Origin of the sequence: Bradyrhizobium sp. CCGE-LA001 (assembly GCF_000296215.2) — a bacterium.
Classification (GTDB): domain Bacteria; phylum Pseudomonadota; class Alphaproteobacteria; order Rhizobiales; family Xanthobacteraceae; genus Bradyrhizobium.
Window position 1 is genome coordinate 5,590,958 of record NZ_CP013949.1, and the last position, 17,937, is coordinate 5,608,894.

Below are 17,937 nucleotides of genomic sequence, written 5' to 3' on the forward strand. Positions count from 1 at the left end.
TCAGCGTCTATTGCCATGACCCTGGCCATGGCCATTGCTGCCATTGCCGCCGCCATTTCCATTGCCGTTACCGTTGTTGCCCCTGCCGTTGCCAGTGGCGCCATTGTTGGCGTGGCCGCTATTGCCGTTGCCGTTGTTTCCGCTATTGCCGTTGCCGTTGCCGTTATTTCCGTTGCCGTTGCCATTGTTGCCGTTGCCGCCGGAATTGCCCTTGCTCGCGCCGGGGCTGTCGCTGGAAGCGCCTGCGGCCGCAGCGGCGCTAGCTGCGCCGGCACTCGACGCACTGCCGGCCGACGCCGCACCGCTCGTCGTCAGCGCAGTCTGGACGGCGCTGTTGGACCCTGGGGTGCTGGTGTTGCCACCGCTCCAGACGGTGCTGGGCTCCGCGCTGGCGTTGGCCCTGCGTACATGACCGGGCGCATGGCCGCTGTGGGCGAGCCCACGTGTGGCCTTGTGGACATTCAGCTTGACCTCACCGAGCGACGTCGAGATGCGCACGACGCCAGGCTTGGAGACATGGCCTCCGGCAGCCTGATGCGATGACTTCGGCGGGCTGGCCGCCTTGGTCCCCTTGTCGGTCGGACCGAGCGCGTGGATCGCATGGCCGCTGGCGGCATTGCGCGGCGCCGTCAGTCCGGATTTCGGCACGGGAATGCGGTCGATCGTGGGAGCGCGCGGCTTGCCCTGCTCGATCGGGCTGAACGTGCCCGCACCGCTCAGGCTGAGACCGGGCTTGCCATGTTCGAACACCGTGGCCGCCTGTCCCGGCATGATCTGAGCGATCTGTCCGGTCTTGAAGTCGGACACTTGGACCTGGCCGCGGAGCACGCCGACCTTGGTGCTGCCCGCTCCCACCGTGACGCTGAACTGCGTTCCCTTGACGACGGCGGCGAGATAGGGCGTCTCGACCTCGAAATGCTTGACGTTGCGCTTCTCGACCTCGAGCAGGATCGATCCCGCCTGCTGGATGATGGTGGTCGAGAGCCCCTCCTTCTGCTCGGCCGGCAGGCCGACCACGGAGTTGGGCGAGATCAGGATCGTCTCCTCGCCGCGGACGAGCAGCACGCGGCCGTTGCGTCCGGTACGAATGGTGTCGCCGGGCTTGAGCGCCGCCTCCTGAGTCAGTGACACCTGCTGCGCGCCGCTGCCGGCGACCCAGACCTCGCCGGTCGACTTGCTCACCGACCAGACGCCGTTCTCGGCGGCGCATGCCCCGGATGCCATTCCCAGCATCAACGCCGCCAGCAGGGCGCGCTGCACTCCAACTCTACCGAACATGACGATCCCTCGATCCGCGTGACAGCCAGACCTCACGCGTATCCGAAATCACTCAAGAGAGAATTAGCGGGACGCGACCAGCGGAGGCGCCGCATTAACCAATCATTGACCATAAAAAACTAAGAAAAATCATGCAGCTAACGAACCCTTACCGTCCGATGGGAACTTCTCCGTCAAACTACGGAGATGGGTTCGCTGCGCGTGCTGCGCGGCAGCATCTCCTTACCGCCGTGGTGCTGTGGGCAACGATCTTTGCGGGAGTTTCGCAGTCCTTCGCACAACAGGCGAACCAGCCGGGTTTCGACCCGCGTCAGCCCGAGAAATACTTTGAAAACCAAACCGAACGGGAAACACTGAACCGCCCCCCGGTCAGGCTTCCCTCGGTCGGGCAACCGAACACTGGTGGTGACACCAAGCCGCAATTCGTCCTCCGCGGAATCGACGTCGTCGGCGCCCACGCCGTCTCGCGCGATCGCATCGCCGAAATCTATCAATCCCATCTGGGAAAGAAGGTCTCGCAGGCGGATCTCGCCGCAATTGCCGGCGCGATCAGCGATCTCTACCGCGAAGCCGGCTTCCACCTGAGCCGGGCGATCGTGCCGCCGCAGGACATCGCTAACGGCCGTGTCCGGATTGAGGTGATCGAAGGCGCCATCGTGCAAGCCGAGCTGAAGGGCGATGGCGCCGAACAATTCGGTGTAAGGCCGATGCTCGGGCCGGTCCTGGCCGAGCATCCGTCGCGCCTTGCATCGCTCGAACGCCAGCTTTTCCTCATCAATGGCAGGCCGGGTGTCCGCATCACCGATACCGCGCTGGAAGAGATTGGCGGCGCGACCGGCCGCTTCCGTCTCGTCGTCTATTTGAAGACCTGGCACGTGTTCTCGTCGTTTGGCCTGGACAATCTCGGATCATCGTCGGTCGGGCCGTGGCAGACCTACGCGACCGGTGCCTTCAACTCCTATCTCACGCCCGGCGACACGCTGGCGGTCAACCTGTCGACCATCGCCAATGATCCGCGCCAGCTCGGCTTCGCGCGGATGTCCTATGATGCGCCGGTCGGCGTCGATGGCGTACGCCTTGGTGCATCGGTCCTGTACAGCGCAGTCCGGCCCGGCGATACGCGCCGCCTCGACAGCGACATCACCACGACCGAGGCCTTCGAGCTGCGTGCCGGCATCGCCCCGTTGCAGTCGCAATCTTCCTCGCTGATCCTGACTGCGGCGGCGACCTTCAGCAATGTCTCCGAGCACGACCTCTACGGCCCCTGGTACAACGACCACATCAGGACGGCGAGCGTGACCGCCGATTACAGGCTTCAGGATCGCTTCGGCGGCACCAATTTCGCGACTCTGAGCTATCGGCAGGGCCTCGACATCTTCGGGGCCTCGCATTTCGATGACGATCTGTTGTCCCGCATCGGCGCGTCGTCCAATTTTTCGGTGCTGAACCTCTGGTTCACGCGCTACCAGACGCTCGACGACGCTTGGTCGATCAAGCTCTCGGCGGCGAGCCAGACGGCATCGCGGCCATTGTTCACGTCACAGCAGTTCTATCTCGGCGGCGCCGCCTTCGGCCGAGGCTATGGCGCGGCCGAGATCAGCGGCGACAACGGTCTTGCCGGCTCGCTCGAGCTGCGCTTCGACCAGAAGCTCGATTTTCGCTACTGGACCGGCTATCAACTCTACGCCTTCAGCGACGCTGGCGCGGTCTGGAACCACGGCTACCGTTTGAGCGATGGTCTGGCGCTGACGTCGGCCGGGGTGGGCGTGCGCTTCTTCCTGCCGGACGATCTCCAGGCCGATCTCGGCGTAGCCGTCCCTTTAAGCTACCGGGCGCCGGACAACGAGCGCCGCAGCCCGCGCTTCCTGCTCACATTGTCGAGCGCACTGCGGCTCTGCCCCGAACGCGGCAAGGCCGGTTGTCTCTAGTCCTTGGCGCTGCGGCGCCCGACATGCGGCGCCGTCGCGGCCTGGCTCACAAACTTGCCTAAATTTAATCCCGTAAGCTGCTCACGGTGGCTCGAACCGCGAGTTCCCGGTGACCATGTTCAGTGGAATGTGATTTGAGACGAAGTCATGAAGAGGGTGTTTGCGATCCTGGCGTTTCTCTGCGTGCTTGGCGTTGGCCAATATTTCGTCGTCAGCCGGTTCGCGATCCGTCATGAGACGTTGACCCTGCTCGACGCGTCGCGCCAACGGCCGATCTCGGTCGAGCTCGCGGTGCGGCGCGACTACGAGACCAAAGCCAATCTCGGCCTCTGGAAGCTACCGCTCGCCATCATCAGCAACGGCAACACCGTCAAGGCCACCGAGTATTCCTTTCTCGCCAACGTGCTCGCCGCACGCGGCTATCTCGTTGCCAGCATCCAGCAGGATCTGCCGAGCGATCCGCCGCTGATGACCCATGTCGGCCAGCAATATGTCGGGCGCCGTGACGTCTATATCCGCTGCGAGGCCAACATTCTGTTCGTGCTGAGCGAGCTGAAGAGGCGGCAGGAGAACGCCGACTACGACCACATCACCCTCGTCGGTCATTCCAACGGCGGCGACGTCTCGATGTACGTCGCCCACCAGCACCCCGAGCTGGTGTCGAAGGTGATCACGCTCGACAATCTGCGGGTGCCTTTCGTGCTCAGCGACAACATGAAGATCCTGTCGTTCCGCTCGAAGGACCCGCATTTCGTGACCGATCCAGGCGTGCTGCCGACGCCGGAAGAGGCCAAAGCGCGCGGAATCGACATCGTCCATACCGGTGCTCAGCACAGCGAGATGAGCGATCGCGGCCCCAACGCCGTCAAGGAGAAAATCCAGGCGACGCTCGACCGCTTCCTGCGCGACAGTGCCAGCAGCGCGCTCGCGCCAGCCGATACGAAAAGTCCGATGATCATGAACCCCGGCGACTATTAGCCGAACGCCCATTTGCGGCAGATCAAGGCCGCTCCGGGCCAGTCGGGATAGGAAGGGCCTCGCCAGCTCGGAGAGGCACATGTCGCATTATACCGAAAGTCTTGATACGAAGTGCCCACGGTTGCCCGCGGCAAGGACGCCGGCTTTCGTACGGCACCTCTATCGTTCGATACGCAAACTGCTGCGGTCGACCATCGCCCGCATCGATCTCTCGCAATTTCCGGGATCGTGCTGCGGATGAGCGCCTCGGCCGCGAGCGAACGCATGTAGGGCTGCTCGATGCACCGGTATTTGAGACGAATCTGCCCGTTGCTTGCCGCTATCGTGGGCCTTGACATATCGCCTGCCCTCGCCGCCGACGCCGGGCAGGGCGCCGACCTCGCCAAGCGCTGGTGCGCGAGTTGTCACGTGGTGGCGAACGGCCAGGCGCAAGCGAGCGCCGACGTGCCCTCCTTCGCGTCCGTTGCACGCAGGCCGGACTTCAGTCCGGAGCGGCTCGCCTTCCTCCTGCTCGATCCGCACCCGAAGATGCCGAACTTTCCTTTGAGCCGGACCGAAGCCGGCAATATCGCGGCCTATATCGGATCGCTGCGCCGCTAGAGTCCCGATCGATTGCGGGTCTCCCAAAACTGCAAATCCCTGCCGGAGGACCGACAGGGATCAGCAGAAAAGATGACGGACGGCGAATGGAAGTCCATCCGGTGGCCCGTCATGGACCTGCTCCCGGAGCAGAATGCGCATCTTGCCGCTGCGCAAGACCAATTTGTGGGCACGCAGCGCGGCACCAACAGAATCAGGACTTGCCCTTGCCCGACTGCATGAAGCTACCGGACATCTGGCGCATATGGTCCCCGGCGCTGGTAAACTGACTGCGCAGGAAGTCGGACTGGATTCGCATCGCTTCTTGTAGGTCCGTGGCGTGAACGAGCTTGCGCGCATGCTCGAATGCCGACTTCATGTTCTGCTCGGTGAAAGCAAGCGCCTGCTTCGAAACCTCCGTTCCTGCGCCAGGAACGGTCGACATCGATTTGGTGGCCGCCTCGAAAAACATGCCGAAGGCCTTTTCGGCCTGGTCAATCGTCTTTTCGGCCAAGTCGCGCAGTTCGGCCGGAACTTCGAGCTTCGGTTCGATCATGGTCGCACTCCTCCCTTTTTCTGACTGAATACCACATTTGCCCAACCGCCTTCCAGCGGTCAGCCTCCGGAGCAAACGTAGTCCGGTTGGCCGGATCTGGCGGAAATGAAGGGCGAAGAGCCGGCGCGGCCTGGCTCAGGACAAGGGATGTTCGGGAAGGGCTTCTTCGGTGGCGAGGTCTTCGACGAGCTTGATGACCTCGAAACGCTGCCGAGGCTCAAGCTTCAGGAACGCGCGGAGCAGGCGCAGGCTTTCGACGGTACCGGTCGCAGGTGCGCCGAGCTTGAGGTGCAGTTCAGCCGCGAAATTGAGGTTCTTCATCTCGCACCTATGGCAAGCATCGGTCCTTCACGTTCCGGAGTCGAAGTCGCATGCGAGAACCGAATGCCGCAACCGAATGCAATGGCGACCATCAGATCTCTGCTTCTTCGACAACAGGCCGAACTCCGTATCCGGAACGGTTGGCCTAGCCGAACAGGTTGTAAGTATGACAAGGAACAACCCCTCCGGCAAGCCCAACGGCCTTCGCAGCGATGCTCGGTCCGCATCGCACCCCGGCAATTCCGGATAACAGGAATATCGATGGCCGTCACCCACCTGCGTCAAGAAGCGGCATCGATCACGCACACAGACTTGATTGCCGTCAATCGGCTCAGTGTTTCGCCTTTGTTTCCGATGTGAATAGACGTTTGCAGGCAGTTGGCGCCGGGCAGCTTATGCACGTATGTGTTGAGTGGCGCTTCTGCGGTTGTATCCTCAATAACATGAACGTCGGCTGCCCGCCCCCTAGGACGCGGTGAGTCGACCGACTTGCAAAGCGCCAGAGACGATGCCTTCCTTAAGTCCTCTGGAGCACCCCGTTTTGACGGGCTCCCAGCGAGGTTCAGCGCCCCGATTTGTCTTCCACCGGTGAACCCTTGTTCAGGCACGAACGACAAAGCGGTTGCGGAACGGCCACGCAGATCGCGGCGCCATGGCTGATAGACTCATGATCTGGGCGCGTGCCACCACCAAAGGACGACCACATGCTTTCTCGCTGCGATCTCATCAAGGGCGCCGCGGTCGCGCTTCTCATCCTCTCGACCCAAGGCGCATGGGCGCAGGAGACCAAGATGAACCTGTTCAAGATCGTCACCATCAAGGACGAAATCGTCGTCGGATTGTCGGCCGAAGAGCTTCAGGCGCTCGGCGGCAACGACGCGAGCGCTGTTGCGCATGCGTTGGCTCAGAAGGGCGATCTCTCCGTTTGGCAGTATAACGTGCATCGCGGCCCGAACGGCGAATTGCAACAGGCGCCGACCGCCAAGATCGGGCTACTGGCCAGCGCCTCGCTCCGTGTCGAACCCTATACGACACCCTACAAGATCGTACCGCATCCGTGATCGGCAGACGGCATGCCCGCGGCGGAAACCGCAGGCATGCCGTCGTCATTTGCGCTGTTCCGCTCGTGAGATCGCCGCTTTCGTGGCGAATCCGTAGATCAGCGCCAGGCGGTCCAGGCATTCGCGAAAACGCCGCGCAAAATAGTCGTTCCAGCGCTGCGTGCGAACGGCGCGACGCTGCCCGATCTGATCCATCGTCAAGCCCAGCACCAGCACGTCGTGCACCAATGCCGCACCGTCGGTGCCGAGTTCGCGCTCGACCCTGTTCAGCCGCAGCACGGCCTGACGCTGGCTCTCGGTGACCGGCTCGCGCGTGCGCGCGCCATCGACATATTCGCGGGTCGGATCCATCGCCTGTGGTCCTCGCTCCGCCCTTTCCCAATCGTTCTGGAAGGCGCGCCCGCCGCGGTATTGCGCCTCATCGATCTGGTGATGCGCATGCAGCCGGCCGAGCGGATCGCTGCGGATCGATCGGATTGCGACGATCTTCTCGCCGGGATCGAGCGCCAGCGGATTATCGATCTCGACCTCGGCCACCGCGCCATTGAACGGCACGTCGCGGGACCGCCGGTCGTAGATCGTCGCCAATTTGTAGGACTTGTTGCGTCGGGCACGTGCCACTCGGATGCTCCTTGCGAATTTGACGATTGAACGGATGGCACGAGGTCAGGCCGCAGAGACCAGCCTCAGTACGACGGGACCGGCGACACGTGCGGCCCCAGTTCCAGAGCGGCGCGTCAAACGCGCATGCGGCGCGCAATAGCTGGAGCCGGGCTGGCGCGGATGGCCGCAGAAGGCGATCTCCTCCCCGTCCTTGTCACCGCCATAGGGATAGCGGCAGTCGGCAGATTCGAGTTCGACCAGCTGGATCAGGCGCGGCTGGACGCCGACACAGCGCAACTTCACCGGCGCCGCAGGCTTCATTGCGGATTTCGGCGGCACGTTCAGGTTCGGCAGCACCGCGCGGCGTGGCGAAACAGGTGCTTCACCCGGCAAATATGGCGCGAGCGAGGGGCTCGTCATCCATTGCGGGACGACGAGCCGGAGCCGCTTGGCACGGCCGACCACCGCGCTGCGCGTGTAAGCCGTTCCAAACCTTGCGTTAATCTGCCTTCCGATCTCCGCATAAGACATGCCCTTGAGAAAATAATCGCGAAGCGCGTCGGAGTGCTCCGACGGCCAATGGCCCGGTTCCATGCTGCTGTCCTGTGATGCGCCTGCTCCGATCCCAGGATCGGGTGGCGACGAGCACATTCCGGTATTCCGAAACTAAAGTCAAGCGATAATTCTGATATTCATAATTGCAATAATTCCGAATTTCGGATTACAAGAGCAAGACGGTGCAATCGAGGGAATCACCATGTTGGACGTTGCAATGATTGAGCGGGGCCTGGAAAAGACGGGCAAGAGCAAGGGCGGCCTGGCGGCGGCCATGGGCGTACGGCCCGGCGCGGTCTCGGAGATCCTCGGCGGCGAACGGCTGGTGAAGGCCTCGGAGATCATCCCGATCATGGAATATCTCGAGCTCAATCTCGCGCCGATCATGGGGCGCGTCGGCGCCGGTGCGGTGATCGAACCGGATTATGAACAGGTTCCGCCGGAGGGGCTCGGCGACATCGCGCTGCCCTTCCCAATCATGGAAGAGACGATCGCATTCGAGATCGTGGGCGATTCGATGCTGCCCAAATACGAGAGCGGCGACGTCATCGTGGTCTACAAGGACCAGCGTCATCCGCTGTCGAGCTTCTACGGCGAAGAGGCCGTGGTCCGGCTCAAGACCGGCGAGCGCTATTTGAAAACCATCGAGCGCGGGAAAAGCCCGTCCGTCGTCAATCTCAACAGCTTCAATGCCAAGCCGATCGTCGGCGTGAAGCTCGACTGGGTCGGCGAGATCTGCCTCTCGATGCCCAAGGGACAGCTCGAGCGGCTGCGCGCCAAGTCGGCACGCCCTCGCAAGAAAGGCAAATAGAAGTCACCGATTTCCGATTTTTGGAAATCATACTTGACTTCATTCTGTTTTTCAGAAATACTCTGCCGCACACTCGATTTGGCGTGCGGCAGGTTCTTTTCATGCAATATTTCGTGGTGATGATCGACTATGGCCGGCGCGGCCGCGAGGCGGTCGTCGATCCCGAAATCACGCGGCGCGAAGTCATCTCCCGCATCGCTTCGGGCGAATACCGAAACGTCTCGTTCATCCACGAAGTCGCTGAGAATTCCGTCGAAGACGTGACCGAGACGCTTCTGGCCGAAGCCGCCCTGCCCCAGATTGCACCTGACGATATCGACCTCCAGGCAGCCAGCCTCGATCACGCCTGGGATCTGCGCAAGCACGAACGGACGTGACGGAAGCCAGCAGCCTGTGTCACGCTGCCCGACTGGACATCACACCATGAGCACGGTCGATCCCGTGGTCTTGCGCGCGGCGAGATCGGCATGCGCCTTGGCGGCGTCCTTCAGCGGATAGGTCTGGTGGACCTCGATCTTGACTGCGCCGGACTTGACCACGTCGAACAACTCGCCAGCCATTGCGACGAGGCTCTCGCGCTTGGCGGCATATGTGAAGAGCGTCGGCCGCGTGACGTAGAGCGAGCCTTTTTGCGCCAGCAGGCCGAGATTGAGCGGCTCCACCGCGCCGGAGGATTGGCCGAACAGCGCGGCAACGCCGAGCGGCGCGAGACAATCCAGCGATTTCAGGAACGTGTCCTTGCCGACGGAATCATAGACGACCGGCACCTTCTTGCCGCCGGTGATCTCGTCGAGGCGCTTCACGAAATCCTCGCGCGTGTAGATGATGACATGGTCGCAACCATGCGCCTTGGCGAGCTTGGCCTTCTCGTCGTTGCTGACGGTGCCGATCACGGTTGCGCCGAGATGCTTGGCCCACTGGCTCAGGATCAGGCCGACGCCGCCGGCCGCGGCATGCAGCAGGATGGTATCGCCGGCCTTCACCCGATAGGTCTGCCGAATCAGATATTGCGTGGTCAGCCCCTTGAGCATCATCGCCGCTGCGGTCTTGTCGTCGACCCCATCAGGCAGCTTCAACAAGCGATCGGCGGGGATAAGCCGGGCCTCGGAATAGGCACCGAGCGGTGAGGCGCCGTAGGCGACACGATCGCCCGGCTTCAGATCGGTGACGCCTGCGCCGACTTCCTCGATGACGCCGGCCGCCTCGCTGCCAAGCCCGCTCGGCAGCTGAGCCGGATAAAGGCCCGAGCGATTATAGATGTCGACGAAATTGAGGCCGACGGCGGTGTGGCGAATGCGGACTTCGCCCGGACCGGGCTTGCCGACGCTGACCTCCTCCCAGACCAGGACTTCCGGGCCGCCGGTCTTGTGAAAGCGAATGGCATGCGTCATGGGCTTGCTCCCTTATCGTTGCAGTGAATCTCAGCGATCGATTCGGCCTTTGAAATAGGCATTTGGTCCGCCCGTTACAGTACAGACACGTAACAAGAATGTCACAGCGAACGACAAACCCGCGCCGTTCCGCCTCTGTTCGGAAAAGTTGATGACGGGCCTGGCGCAAGTGGCAGTAGCGTTGACGCGGGGTTTTAGTCGTCGTCTGCGAAGGAGAGCCGAGATGCCAGCTTATGTTCAGCATCATCAGGATGTCGATATCGCGCCCGTGAATTGCCCCACCTGCATGGGGTTCCTGCCGATGTACGTGCGTGAGGTCGAACCGCATTGGAGCCTCGCCAAGATCGACTTTGTCTATGAATGCGCCGATTGCGGCGCCGAGCTCCGACAAACCATCCGCAAGCCGGAGCTGCTGCGGCACTGATCGCGCGCCAGCGCATAACTATTTGCGTTGAGCGGAAAAATCGCCTTCACGCGGGTCTGATGTCTCCCAAACGAGGCTTGTTCTTTGCCCAGAACGCAGGCAGAACAAGCCTCAAGCAAGACCTTTGGGAGCGCCATTTCGTGGCTGATCAGAAGGCCTCGACGTCGATCGAGGCAGTGGAGAGCGGCCTCGCCGCGCAAGGCTATATCGCGAGCCGGCAGATCGCGACCGCCGTCTACCTGTCGCAACAGATCGAGAAGCCGATCCTGGTCGAGGGCCCCGCCGGCGTCGGCAAGACCGAGCTCGCCAAGGCGATCGCCGCCTGGCGCGGCATGAAGATGATCCGTCTGCAATGCTACGAGGGTCTCGACGAGGCCAAGGCGCTGTATGAGTGGAAATACGCCAAGCAGCTTCTCTATACGCAGATTCTGAAGGACAAGCTCGGCGAAGTGCTCGGCGGCGCGCAGACGCTGCACGCCGCGCTCGACCAGCTGCATGATTTCGGCGACGTGTTCTTCTCCAAGGAATTCGTCGAGCCCCGCCCTCTGCTCCAGGCGCTGGAGCAGCCGGGCGGCTGCGTGCTCCTGATTGACGAGATCGACAAGTCGGATGCGGAATTCGAATCGCTGCTCTTGGAAATCCTGTCCGATTTCCAGGTCACGATCCCCGAACTCGGCACCGTCTCGGCGATCACGCCGCCGACCGTCATCCTCACCTCCAACAGCGAGCGCGATCTCGGCGACGCCTTGAAGCGGCGCTGCCTGCATCTCCACATCGGCTTTCCCGAGCAGAGGCTGGAGGAACGCATCGTCGAGAGCCGCGTGCCCGGCATCTCGCAGACACTGCGCCGGCAGATGGTCGGCTTCATCCACGAGGTTCGCTCGCTCGACATGAAGAAGCTGCCCTCGGTTAGCGAGACCATCGATTGGGCGCGCGTGCTCGTGCTGCTTCAGGCCACCGAACTCGACACCGAGATCGTCAAGGACACGCTCAACGTACTCCTGAAGTACGAAGCCGATATCGAGGCAGCATCGCCGCAGGTCACGAGCTTCATTGCCAAGGCGGCACGGTCCAACGTCTTCGGTTGACGCCGATGCGCGAGAATCTACATCGTTTCTTTCGGGCGGCACGCGGCGCCGGCGTTCACGTCTCGCCCGCCGAGAGCATCGATGCGATGCGCGCGGTCAAGCAGGTCGGCTTCTCCGACCGCGCCATCCTGCGCGATGCGCTGCTGCTGACGCTGGCCAAGTCTCAGGACGAGAAGCTCGCGCTTGGCGACTGTTTTGATCTGTTCTTCAGCCAGCCGGAACCACGACACGATCAGGTCGAGAACGATGACGCTTCCGACGAGGCGTCGCCGGACGGAGAACAGTCCTCCGCCGGCGCGACAAACGATGCCAGCGACGGACAGCCTTCCCAGGAATTGGGGCCGCTGGCGCAGATGCTGCTGTCGCAGGATCGCAATGCGATCGCGGCAGCGATTGCCAGTGCCTCGGGCGCTGCCTCGCTCTCCGATATCCGCTACTCCACCCAGCGCGGCATCTTCTCCAGCCGCATCCTCGACGCCATGGGCCTTCAGCGCCTGCGGGATGATCTCGAGGAGTTAACCGCGACCAACCCGTCGCTGGCCGAGCGTCTGCGCGCCGCGCTCGATGCCCTGCGCGAAGCCGTGCGTGACACGGTCTCCCAGGGACTTGCCCTCTACGCCCGGGAGGAGGCCGAGAACCTCCGCAACGAGATCTTGCGCAACGCGCCGCTGGCGCGCATCGAGCGCCGTCAGGTCGCCGAGATGCGCGCCCTGATCCGCCAGATCGCTCGGCGGCTGCGCGAGCGCTACTCGAAGCCGCGCAAGCGGCAGCGCCGCGGCCACCTCGACGTTCGCCGGACGCTCCGCCGCAACGCAGCCTGGGGCGGCGTTCCGTTCCTCACCGCATGGAAGCGCAAGCATCGCGACCGGCCCCGGATCGTCGCGCTTTGCGACGTCTCCGGCTCGGTCGCCCAGGTCGCCGACTTCTTCCTGCTGCTGATCCACTCGCTCCACGAGGTGGTCGACGACGTCCGCTCGTTCGCCTTCTCCTCGCATCTGATCGAAGTCAGTGAGATCCTGGAGAAGAATTCCCCGGAAGAAGCGATGGCCGAGATCATGTCCAAGGTAGGCTTCGGCTCCTCCGACTATGGCTCCTCGCTGGTCGATTTCGAGAAGGAGTTCATGGCCACGCTGACGCCGCAGACGACGGTGATCGTGCTCGGCGACGCCCGCAGCAACAATCTAGACCCCCGCGCCGACATCCTGCGCCGCATCTCCGAGCGTTCGAAGCGGCTGGTCTGGCTCAATCCCGAAGGACGGCTCGCCTGGGGCTTTGGCGATTCCGAGATGCCGCGCTACGCGACCTTCTGCAGCGTCGTACGCCAATGTGCCACCGCGCAGCAGCTCGAGCGCGCAGTGTCCGATATCGTGGCCACCTATCAGTGATCGGCAATCACGCCCGGCCCTGAAGTCAGCTGGCGGTCAACTCGGCCTGGGCGAGATTGCACTCCCGAAAGTGATAAGCAATCTCGTCGAGCGCGCGCTGCTCCCATTCCTGGGCTTGCGCAAGCCAGAAGACCCGCCGCTCAAAATCGCGCGCTGCGCGCTCGCGGCACAGGAATTCCTGACTGCGAATTTCCACCAGCCTGTTCATGCACTCCACTCCTGCCTGTGAAGCCATCGCCGCGAGTAAACCTACAGACTTCCGAATGCTCCGTCTCATCATTTCTGTGCATATTGCGACGCAGAATGGGACAACAGCACTTTCCGTGCAGCGCAACAATCCGCATCGCGAGACATGCCTAAATCATCAATATGTGATCGAGGTCTGGACGGTATTGCAGTCGAGCGATCTTAACTCTTGTGGCGCAATGAAGTGCGGCAATTTGTGAAGAGGAGTTCTAAACAGCCGACCGAATTCCCGACTCATTGTCGTCGCACGGTGTTCACGCAGCGTCGCTAACAGAGGCGCGCGAACGGTAATAATCGTTTGAGGCAACATGAGCAACGACGTCGACTTCGATCTTTCGCCGGATCAATGGGAAGCACTGCGTAAACTTCGCAATCCGGCATCGAACGGTCGCCCCTCGAAGACCTACCTCATCGAAAGCCTCGTCACGCTCGGCCTCGTCGTCGTCAATGACGGCTTGCCGGAGATGACACCGACCGGACGCAGAGCGCTCGTGCGCGGCTCAAGCCGGTTGCTCGATCTCGTGGCGTGACGAATCCGCCCCTGCGTAGCGCGTCGGCACGATCGCCTGAAAGATCATCTTTTGCTCTCTGCCGAAATCGGATTTGCTTTCCGTAAGAATACGGCACGCAGGATGCGGCGAGGGAGCTGGTCATGAACGGGCTTGGTGGATTGAACAAATCGCCCGAGGGCGTCGTCATCGGGCTCGTGCAGCTGCAACTGCCGAACGTCGTGACCCCTGCCGATCTCACAAGGCAGACCGAGCGCATCGTCTGGATGGTCGGCAAGGCCCGCCGCAATCTTTCCACCATGGATCTGGTGGTATTCCCCGAATATTCGCTGCACGGCCTCTCGATGGATACCAATCCCGAGATCATGTGCCGGCTCGATGGGCCCGAGGTCGCGGCCTTCAAGAAGGCCTGCATCGACAATCGGATTTGGGGCTGCTTCTCCATCATGGAGTTCAACCCGCAGGGCAATCCCTATAATTCCGGCCTGATCATCGACGAGCACGGCGAGATCAAGCTCTACTACCGGAAGCTTCATCCCTGGATCCCGGTCGAGCCGTGGGAGCCCGGAGACATCGGCATCCCCGTGATCGAAGGGCCGCGAGGCGCGAAGATCGCGCTGATCATCTGCCATGATGGCATGTTCCCGGAGATGGCGCGGGAATGCGCCTACAAGGGCGCGGAGATCATGATCCGCACCGCGGGCTACACCGCACCGATCCGCGAAGCCTGGCGCTTCACCAACCAGGCCAACTCGTTCCAGAACCTGATGGTCACCGCCAACGTCTGCATGTGCGGCTCGGACGGCTCGTTCGATTCCATGGGCGAAGGCATGATCGTCAATTTCGACGGCCGCGTGCTGGCGCACGGCACGACCGGCCGCGCCGATGAGATCATCACCGCCGAGGTAAGACCCGATCTCGTGCGCGAGGCCCGCATCAATTGCGGGCGTGGAGAACAACATCTACCAGCTCTGGCATCGCGGCTATGTGGCGGTGAAGGGCGGCGCAATGGACTGCCCTTATACCTTCATGCAGGACATGGTCGCGGGCACTTATCGCCTGCCATGGGAAGACCAGATCGAGGTCACCGACGGCACCTCCTGCGGCTTCCCGGCCCCAACGCGGATGTTCGGCAAGACGGCGAAGGCAGCGGAATAGATCCTCTCTGGTCGGGACAAGCCTCGTCGGCTGTCAGTCATTCCATCGAAGTAGCGGCGCTCCATACGCCCTCCTCCAGACGGACAGGAAGCGCGGAAACCAGGAGTGCGCCACTGCGCCCTTGTACGCCCAGGTGCGGTATTTCAGGCCCTGTTCGGAGATCAATTCCTGATATCCGCCGTGCACCTCGGTCGCGGTGCGAATGTCCTTCAATATGCTTTGAGCGCAAGCGCGGTAGGTGTCGCTCCCCGAGGCTTCGTCGTAGTCCAGCATGCGATCCGCGAACTCGACGTTGAACGTCGGCCAGGAGGAGCGCCCCTGATAGGCGGGCGCAGCGACCTTGTGGATCATCTTGGTCCGCGGATTATCCGCCGATACCAGGAAATGGAACGTGCTCGGGATCCGAAACCGCGGTTCGGCGATGACCAGATTCGTGGTCGCCGCAAACAGCGCCCGTTCGCTGACATCGCTCATATCCCAGAAGCCGCGATGCACGCCGACGAAGTCCAGCGCAACCGAGGACGCGGGCGTGCCCGCCCGACCATCCAGGGAATGCCTTATGTAGCCGTTCTTGCCGAACAGGCGGAGCAGGTCCCGCTTGTATTGCGCGAGTTCGCGCCCGAGCAGCCGCTTCAGCTCGATCTCCCCGACGATACCGAGCTGCACGCCCCAGACGAACGTCGTGTAGACGCAGGCATTGGTGACGAAACGCCTGCGCTCGGCACGGGTGTCCGTTGCCGCAGAGCGCGGGCCACGAGCGTCGCACAGCAGATATCTGGTGCCGCCGTCGTCGAACGGCTCCAGCTCGCTCGCGAGCTGGAGGATCGCGCGCTTCAGGTCATCGCCGTATTCGGCCAGCAGCAGGCGACCGGCGTGCGCGCATTGCGACATTGCCAGATAGGACGACGCCCGCTCCTCAGCAGAGATCATCTGCCGGAGACCGGCGAGGATGCCGAGCAGCGTGTCCGAAGGCCGCGAGAAATAGTTCACGCCGAGATACCGGCCGCGCCCCGCCGGCACGATGGTCGTGGTGACGACGTTGGCACGGACCGCCTCCAGCAGCAGGCGCACGCTCTTCTCGAGCAGCCGCACGCGCCGCACCGCGTCCTGCGAGTCCATAATGGTCTCGGGATCGAGCACGTCGGGATAGAACCAGGCGAAGTCGCGCGGATAATAGGCCGAGGCGTGGGGCGCGCCGGTGACGAGGAATGCCTCTGTCACCGAGAAGGCGCTATCCATCGAGTGCCGGTAGAGATCCGCGATAGCCGACAGCGAATGAGGCGACCTCCTCAGGAATCGATCGCCGAGGAAATTGACCGCCTGAAGCGCGTTGGCGACGAAGGTCGCAGTCACGCCCTGATAAAACCGGTTTCCGCGATGTGACGGCAAGGAAATATCGCTGTTCATGTACGCCTGATCGTGATCCCCGGCGATCGCCGGTCACCGTCACAAGTGTGACTGATTCGTGTCTCGCCCCGATGACAAGCGGATTCCAGGGTGTCAGTTCGAGCCAGCGCCGGCTTCCCGCGACTTGAAATTCTCGACCACCCGCAGCAGCACCCGCGCGCCCGCATCGGCATCGGCGAGCTCGACATGCTCATCGGGATGATGGCTGATACCGCCGCGGCAGCGGACGAAGATCATGCCGACATCGGCGACGTCGATCATCGCCATGCCGTCATGCCCGGCCCCGCTCGGCAGCTCGAATGCAGCGAAGCCTTCCGCGACGATCGCCTGCGCGATCTGTTCCTTCAGCCAGGGGGCGCAAGGCGCGGTGCGATTCTCGTGGGTGACGTCGAGCTGGAGCTTCAGTTGCCGGCGCCCGGCGATCGCCTCGATCTGGCGGACGATTTCGGCGACCGCGCGCTTGCGATGCATGTCGGTCGGCGCGCGCATATCGATGGTGAAGGACACCTCGCCCGGAATGACGTTGGTCGCGCCGGGCGTGGCGTGGATATATCCGACGGTCCCAACGAGCCCGTCGGTGTCGGCCTGGCAAAATTGTTCGATCGCCCCGATGCATTCGGCGGCCCCTGTGAGTGCGTCGCGGCGAAGCGCCATCGGCACCGTGCCGGCATGCCCGGCCATGCCGGTCAGCCGCGCGGCAAGCCGTGTCGCGCCAGCGATCGCGGTGACCACGCCGACCGGCAGGTTCTGCGCTTCCAGCACCGGCCCCTGCTCGATATGCAGCTCCAGATAGGCGAGCAGCTCGCGCCGCGACCGCGCAGCCGCCCCGATATGATCGGGGTCGAGACCGAACGCGATGAGCGCATCACGCATCGACACGCCGTCGCGGTCGCACGTGTTCAGAACGCTCTCGTCGAATGTACCGGCCACCGCACGGCTGCCGAGAAGCGTCGAGGCGAAACGCACCCCTTCTTCGTCGGCAAAGCCGACGACCTCGATCGCGAAGGGCAAGCGCTTGCCGCGGCGGTTGAGGTCCGCGACGCAGGCGATCGCCGTGATCACGCCGAGCGGCCCGTCCCATTTGCCGGCATCGCGCACGGTGTCGTAATGCGAGCCGAGCATCAGGCAGGGCGCACCTGGCCGCTCGCCTTCATAGCGGCCGCAGACATTGCCGATCGCATCCAGACGCGCACTCATGCCGGCCTCGCGCATCCAGCGCAGGATGAGGTCCGCAGCCTCGCGCAGCTCGTTGCTGAGATAGACGCGGGTGAGGTTGCCCGCCTCCTCCGAGATCGCGCTGAGCTCGTCGATGCGGCTCACGATCTGTTCGCCGAGCGATGTCGTCTGAGCGGCGTTACCAGCGTCCATCTCGGCGGGCTTCCCATCTCGCGGGACAACGGCGGTCCCGATGACAGTAGGTACAAGTTCAGTGCCGGCGAAGATCGCATCCGGCGCCGTTTCGATCCACGCGTCGTTAGCATGAATGAGGGCGAGCGGCCGACAGTCCCAACCCGCGTGCACACACGCGAAACAGTTAAGAGTGCTCAACTCCATTGCATACAATGGGGAATTACTGCCCAGAAATTAATCTGCCGGCTTCCTGATGAGGATTCGAGCAACCGATCGAATTCGAATGTTATCAATGACTTAAATTCGAAG

19 protein-coding genes and 1 pseudogene are annotated in these 17,937 nt (G+C 62.7%); 11 read left to right on the plus strand and 9 right to left on the minus strand.

Annotation, left to right across the window (positions count from 1 at the left end; translation table 11 throughout):
- A complete protein-coding gene (locus tag BCCGELA001_RS26165) occupies positions 1–1,278 on the minus strand; it encodes a FecR family protein (RefSeq protein WP_060736650.1) in 1,278 nt (425 codons plus the stop codon).
- 131 nt (positions 1,279–1,409) lie between these two features.
- Here BCCGELA001_RS26165 and BCCGELA001_RS26170 point away from each other — a divergent pair, with 131 nt between their 5' ends.
- The 3 genes from BCCGELA001_RS26170 (at position 1,410) to BCCGELA001_RS26180 (ending at position 4,784) form a co-directional block, all read left to right on the plus strand.
- Entirely contained in the window at positions 1,410–3,206 is a 1,797-nt protein-coding gene (locus BCCGELA001_RS26170; protein WP_060736651.1) for a ShlB/FhaC/HecB family hemolysin secretion/activation protein, read from the plus strand.
- Between the two features lie 147 nt (positions 3,207–3,353).
- Positions 3,354–4,184: an alpha/beta hydrolase gene (locus tag BCCGELA001_RS26175; RefSeq protein WP_060736652.1), complete on the plus strand. Its 831-nt coding sequence runs from the start codon at positions 3,354–3,356 to the stop codon at positions 4,182–4,184.
- 279 nt (positions 4,185–4,463) lie between these two features.
- Positions 4,464–4,784 carry a c-type cytochrome gene (locus BCCGELA001_RS26180; RefSeq protein ID WP_060736653.1) on the plus strand — a complete coding sequence of 107 codons (321 nt, stop codon included), beginning with the start codon at positions 4,464–4,466 and terminating at the stop codon, positions 4,782–4,784.
- A gap of 193 nt (positions 4,785–4,977) precedes the next feature.
- On the opposite strand, the gene BCCGELA001_RS26185 is transcribed toward BCCGELA001_RS26180, so the two are convergent.
- The gene (locus BCCGELA001_RS26185) at positions 4,978–5,319 is read right to left on the minus strand and encodes a phasin (RefSeq protein WP_008555763.1); all 342 of its coding nucleotides are present in this window, start codon (positions 5,317–5,319) and stop codon (positions 4,978–4,980) included.
- 135 nt (positions 5,320–5,454) lie between these two features.
- The gene (locus tag BCCGELA001_RS38185) at positions 5,455–5,640 is read right to left on the minus strand and encodes a hypothetical protein (protein WP_008555766.1); all 186 of its coding nucleotides are present in this window, start codon (positions 5,638–5,640) and stop codon (positions 5,455–5,457) included.
- A 704-nt stretch (positions 5,641–6,344) separates the two neighbouring features.
- Here BCCGELA001_RS38185 and BCCGELA001_RS26195 point away from each other — a divergent pair.
- Complete coding sequence (locus tag BCCGELA001_RS26195) at positions 6,345–6,701, plus strand: hypothetical protein (protein ID WP_008555768.1); 357 nt, start codon at positions 6,345–6,347, stop codon at positions 6,699–6,701.
- A gap of 45 nt (positions 6,702–6,746) precedes the next feature.
- Here the strand turns inward: BCCGELA001_RS26195 and BCCGELA001_RS26200 are convergent, their stop codons facing one another.
- Complete coding sequence (locus BCCGELA001_RS26200; protein ID WP_008555770.1) at positions 6,747–7,322, minus strand: hypothetical protein; 576 nt, start codon at positions 7,320–7,322, stop codon at positions 6,747–6,749.
- Between the two features lie 45 nt (positions 7,323–7,367).
- Positions 7,368–7,898 (minus strand): GcrA family cell cycle regulator, encoded by a 531-nt coding sequence (locus BCCGELA001_RS26205; protein ID WP_008555772.1) that lies wholly within the window; start codon positions 7,896–7,898, stop codon positions 7,368–7,370.
- A 163-nt stretch (positions 7,899–8,061) separates the two neighbouring features.
- Here BCCGELA001_RS26205 and BCCGELA001_RS26210 point away from each other — a divergent pair, with 163 nt between their 5' ends.
- Together BCCGELA001_RS26210 and BCCGELA001_RS26215 are read left to right on the plus strand one after the other, a co-directional pair.
- Positions 8,062–8,670 carry a S24 family peptidase gene (locus tag BCCGELA001_RS26210; protein ID WP_011088876.1) on the plus strand — a complete coding sequence of 203 codons (609 nt, stop codon included), beginning with the start codon at positions 8,062–8,064 and terminating at the stop codon, positions 8,668–8,670.
- A 101-nt stretch (positions 8,671–8,771) separates the two neighbouring features.
- Positions 8,772–9,047, plus strand: a complete 276-nt coding sequence (locus tag BCCGELA001_RS26215; RefSeq protein WP_008565982.1) for a hypothetical protein — start codon at positions 8,772–8,774, stop codon at positions 9,045–9,047.
- 39 nt (positions 9,048–9,086) lie between these two features.
- On the opposite strand, the gene BCCGELA001_RS26220 is transcribed toward BCCGELA001_RS26215, so the two are convergent.
- A complete protein-coding gene (locus BCCGELA001_RS26220; protein WP_060736654.1) occupies positions 9,087–10,061 on the minus strand; it encodes a quinone oxidoreductase family protein in 975 nt (324 codons plus the stop codon).
- 223 nt (positions 10,062–10,284) lie between these two features.
- On the opposite strand from BCCGELA001_RS26220, the gene BCCGELA001_RS26225 reads away from it, so the two are divergent.
- From BCCGELA001_RS26225 to BCCGELA001_RS26235, 3 genes are all read left to right on the plus strand, one after another.
- Positions 10,285–10,485 carry a hypothetical protein gene (locus BCCGELA001_RS26225; RefSeq protein ID WP_060736655.1) on the plus strand — a complete coding sequence of 67 codons (201 nt, stop codon included), beginning with the start codon at positions 10,285–10,287 and terminating at the stop codon, positions 10,483–10,485.
- A gap of 140 nt (positions 10,486–10,625) precedes the next feature.
- A complete protein-coding gene (locus tag BCCGELA001_RS26230) occupies positions 10,626–11,573 on the plus strand; it encodes an AAA family ATPase (RefSeq protein WP_060737842.1) in 948 nt (315 codons plus the stop codon).
- 5 nt (positions 11,574–11,578) lie between these two features.
- The gene (locus BCCGELA001_RS26235; RefSeq protein WP_008555782.1) at positions 11,579–12,958 is read left to right on the plus strand and encodes a vWA domain-containing protein; all 1,380 of its coding nucleotides are present in this window, start codon (positions 11,579–11,581) and stop codon (positions 12,956–12,958) included.
- Positions 12,959–12,983: 25 nt separating this feature from the next.
- Here BCCGELA001_RS26235 and BCCGELA001_RS26240 read toward each other — a convergent pair whose 3' ends face one another.
- On the minus strand, positions 12,984–13,166 hold the full coding sequence (locus BCCGELA001_RS26240; RefSeq protein WP_060736656.1) for a hypothetical protein: 183 nt from the start codon (positions 13,164–13,166) through the stop codon (positions 12,984–12,986).
- Between the two features lie 346 nt (positions 13,167–13,512).
- Between BCCGELA001_RS26240 and BCCGELA001_RS26245 the strand changes: the two genes are divergently transcribed.
- The gene (locus BCCGELA001_RS26245) at positions 13,513–13,734 is read left to right on the plus strand and encodes a hypothetical protein (RefSeq protein WP_008555786.1); all 222 of its coding nucleotides are present in this window, start codon (positions 13,513–13,515) and stop codon (positions 13,732–13,734) included.
- Between the two features lie 122 nt (positions 13,735–13,856).
- Positions 13,857–14,871, plus strand: a pseudogene (locus BCCGELA001_RS26250) (formamidase).
- Between the two features lie 33 nt (positions 14,872–14,904).
- Here the strand turns inward: BCCGELA001_RS26250 and BCCGELA001_RS26255 are convergent.
- A complete protein-coding gene (locus BCCGELA001_RS26255) occupies positions 14,905–16,278 on the minus strand; it encodes a hypothetical protein (RefSeq protein ID WP_060736657.1) in 1,374 nt (457 codons plus the stop codon).
- 93 nt (positions 16,279–16,371) lie between these two features.
- Positions 16,372–17,646 (minus strand): allantoate amidohydrolase, encoded by a 1,275-nt coding sequence (locus BCCGELA001_RS26260; protein WP_060736658.1) that lies wholly within the window; start codon positions 17,644–17,646, stop codon positions 16,372–16,374.
- Between the last annotated feature and the right edge of the window lie 291 nt (positions 17,647–17,937).

Coding starts and splice junctions, on each gene's coding strand:
- BCCGELA001_RS26165 (WP_060736650.1), bottom strand. CDS start 1,278: ATGTTCGGTAGAGTTGGAGTGCAGCGCGCCCTGCTGGCGGCGTTGATG.
- BCCGELA001_RS26170 (WP_060736651.1), top strand. CDS start 1,410: ATGCAGCTAACGAACCCTTACCGTCCGATGGGAACTTCTCCGTCAAAC.
- BCCGELA001_RS26175 (WP_060736652.1), top strand. CDS start 3,354: ATGAAGAGGGTGTTTGCGATCCTGGCGTTTCTCTGCGTGCTTGGCGTT.
- BCCGELA001_RS26180 (WP_060736653.1), top strand. CDS start 4,464: ATGCACCGGTATTTGAGACGAATCTGCCCGTTGCTTGCCGCTATCGTG.
- BCCGELA001_RS26185 (WP_008555763.1), bottom strand. CDS start 5,319: ATGATCGAACCGAAGCTCGAAGTTCCGGCCGAACTGCGCGACTTGGCC.
- BCCGELA001_RS38185 (WP_008555766.1), bottom strand. CDS start 5,640: ATGAAGAACCTCAATTTCGCGGCTGAACTGCACCTCAAGCTCGGCGCA.
- BCCGELA001_RS26195 (WP_008555768.1), top strand. CDS start 6,345: ATGCTTTCTCGCTGCGATCTCATCAAGGGCGCCGCGGTCGCGCTTCTC.
- BCCGELA001_RS26205 (WP_008555772.1), bottom strand. CDS start 7,898: ATGGAACCGGGCCATTGGCCGTCGGAGCACTCCGACGCGCTTCGCGAT.
- BCCGELA001_RS26210 (WP_011088876.1), top strand. CDS start 8,062: ATGTTGGACGTTGCAATGATTGAGCGGGGCCTGGAAAAGACGGGCAAG.
- BCCGELA001_RS26215 (WP_008565982.1), top strand. CDS start 8,772: ATGCAATATTTCGTGGTGATGATCGACTATGGCCGGCGCGGCCGCGAG.
- BCCGELA001_RS26220 (WP_060736654.1), bottom strand. CDS start 10,061: ATGACGCATGCCATTCGCTTTCACAAGACCGGCGGCCCGGAAGTCCTG.
- BCCGELA001_RS26225 (WP_060736655.1), top strand. CDS start 10,285: ATGCCAGCTTATGTTCAGCATCATCAGGATGTCGATATCGCGCCCGTG.
- BCCGELA001_RS26235 (WP_008555782.1), top strand. CDS start 11,579: ATGCGCGAGAATCTACATCGTTTCTTTCGGGCGGCACGCGGCGCCGGC.
- BCCGELA001_RS26240 (WP_060736656.1), bottom strand. CDS start 13,166: ATGAACAGGCTGGTGGAAATTCGCAGTCAGGAATTCCTGTGCCGCGAG.
- BCCGELA001_RS26245 (WP_008555786.1), top strand. CDS start 13,513: ATGAGCAACGACGTCGACTTCGATCTTTCGCCGGATCAATGGGAAGCA.
- BCCGELA001_RS26255 (WP_060736657.1), bottom strand. CDS start 16,278: ATGAACAGCGATATTTCCTTGCCGTCACATCGCGGAAACCGGTTTTAT.
- BCCGELA001_RS26260 (WP_060736658.1), bottom strand. CDS start 17,646: ATGGACGCTGGTAACGCCGCTCAGACGACATCGCTCGGCGAACAGATC.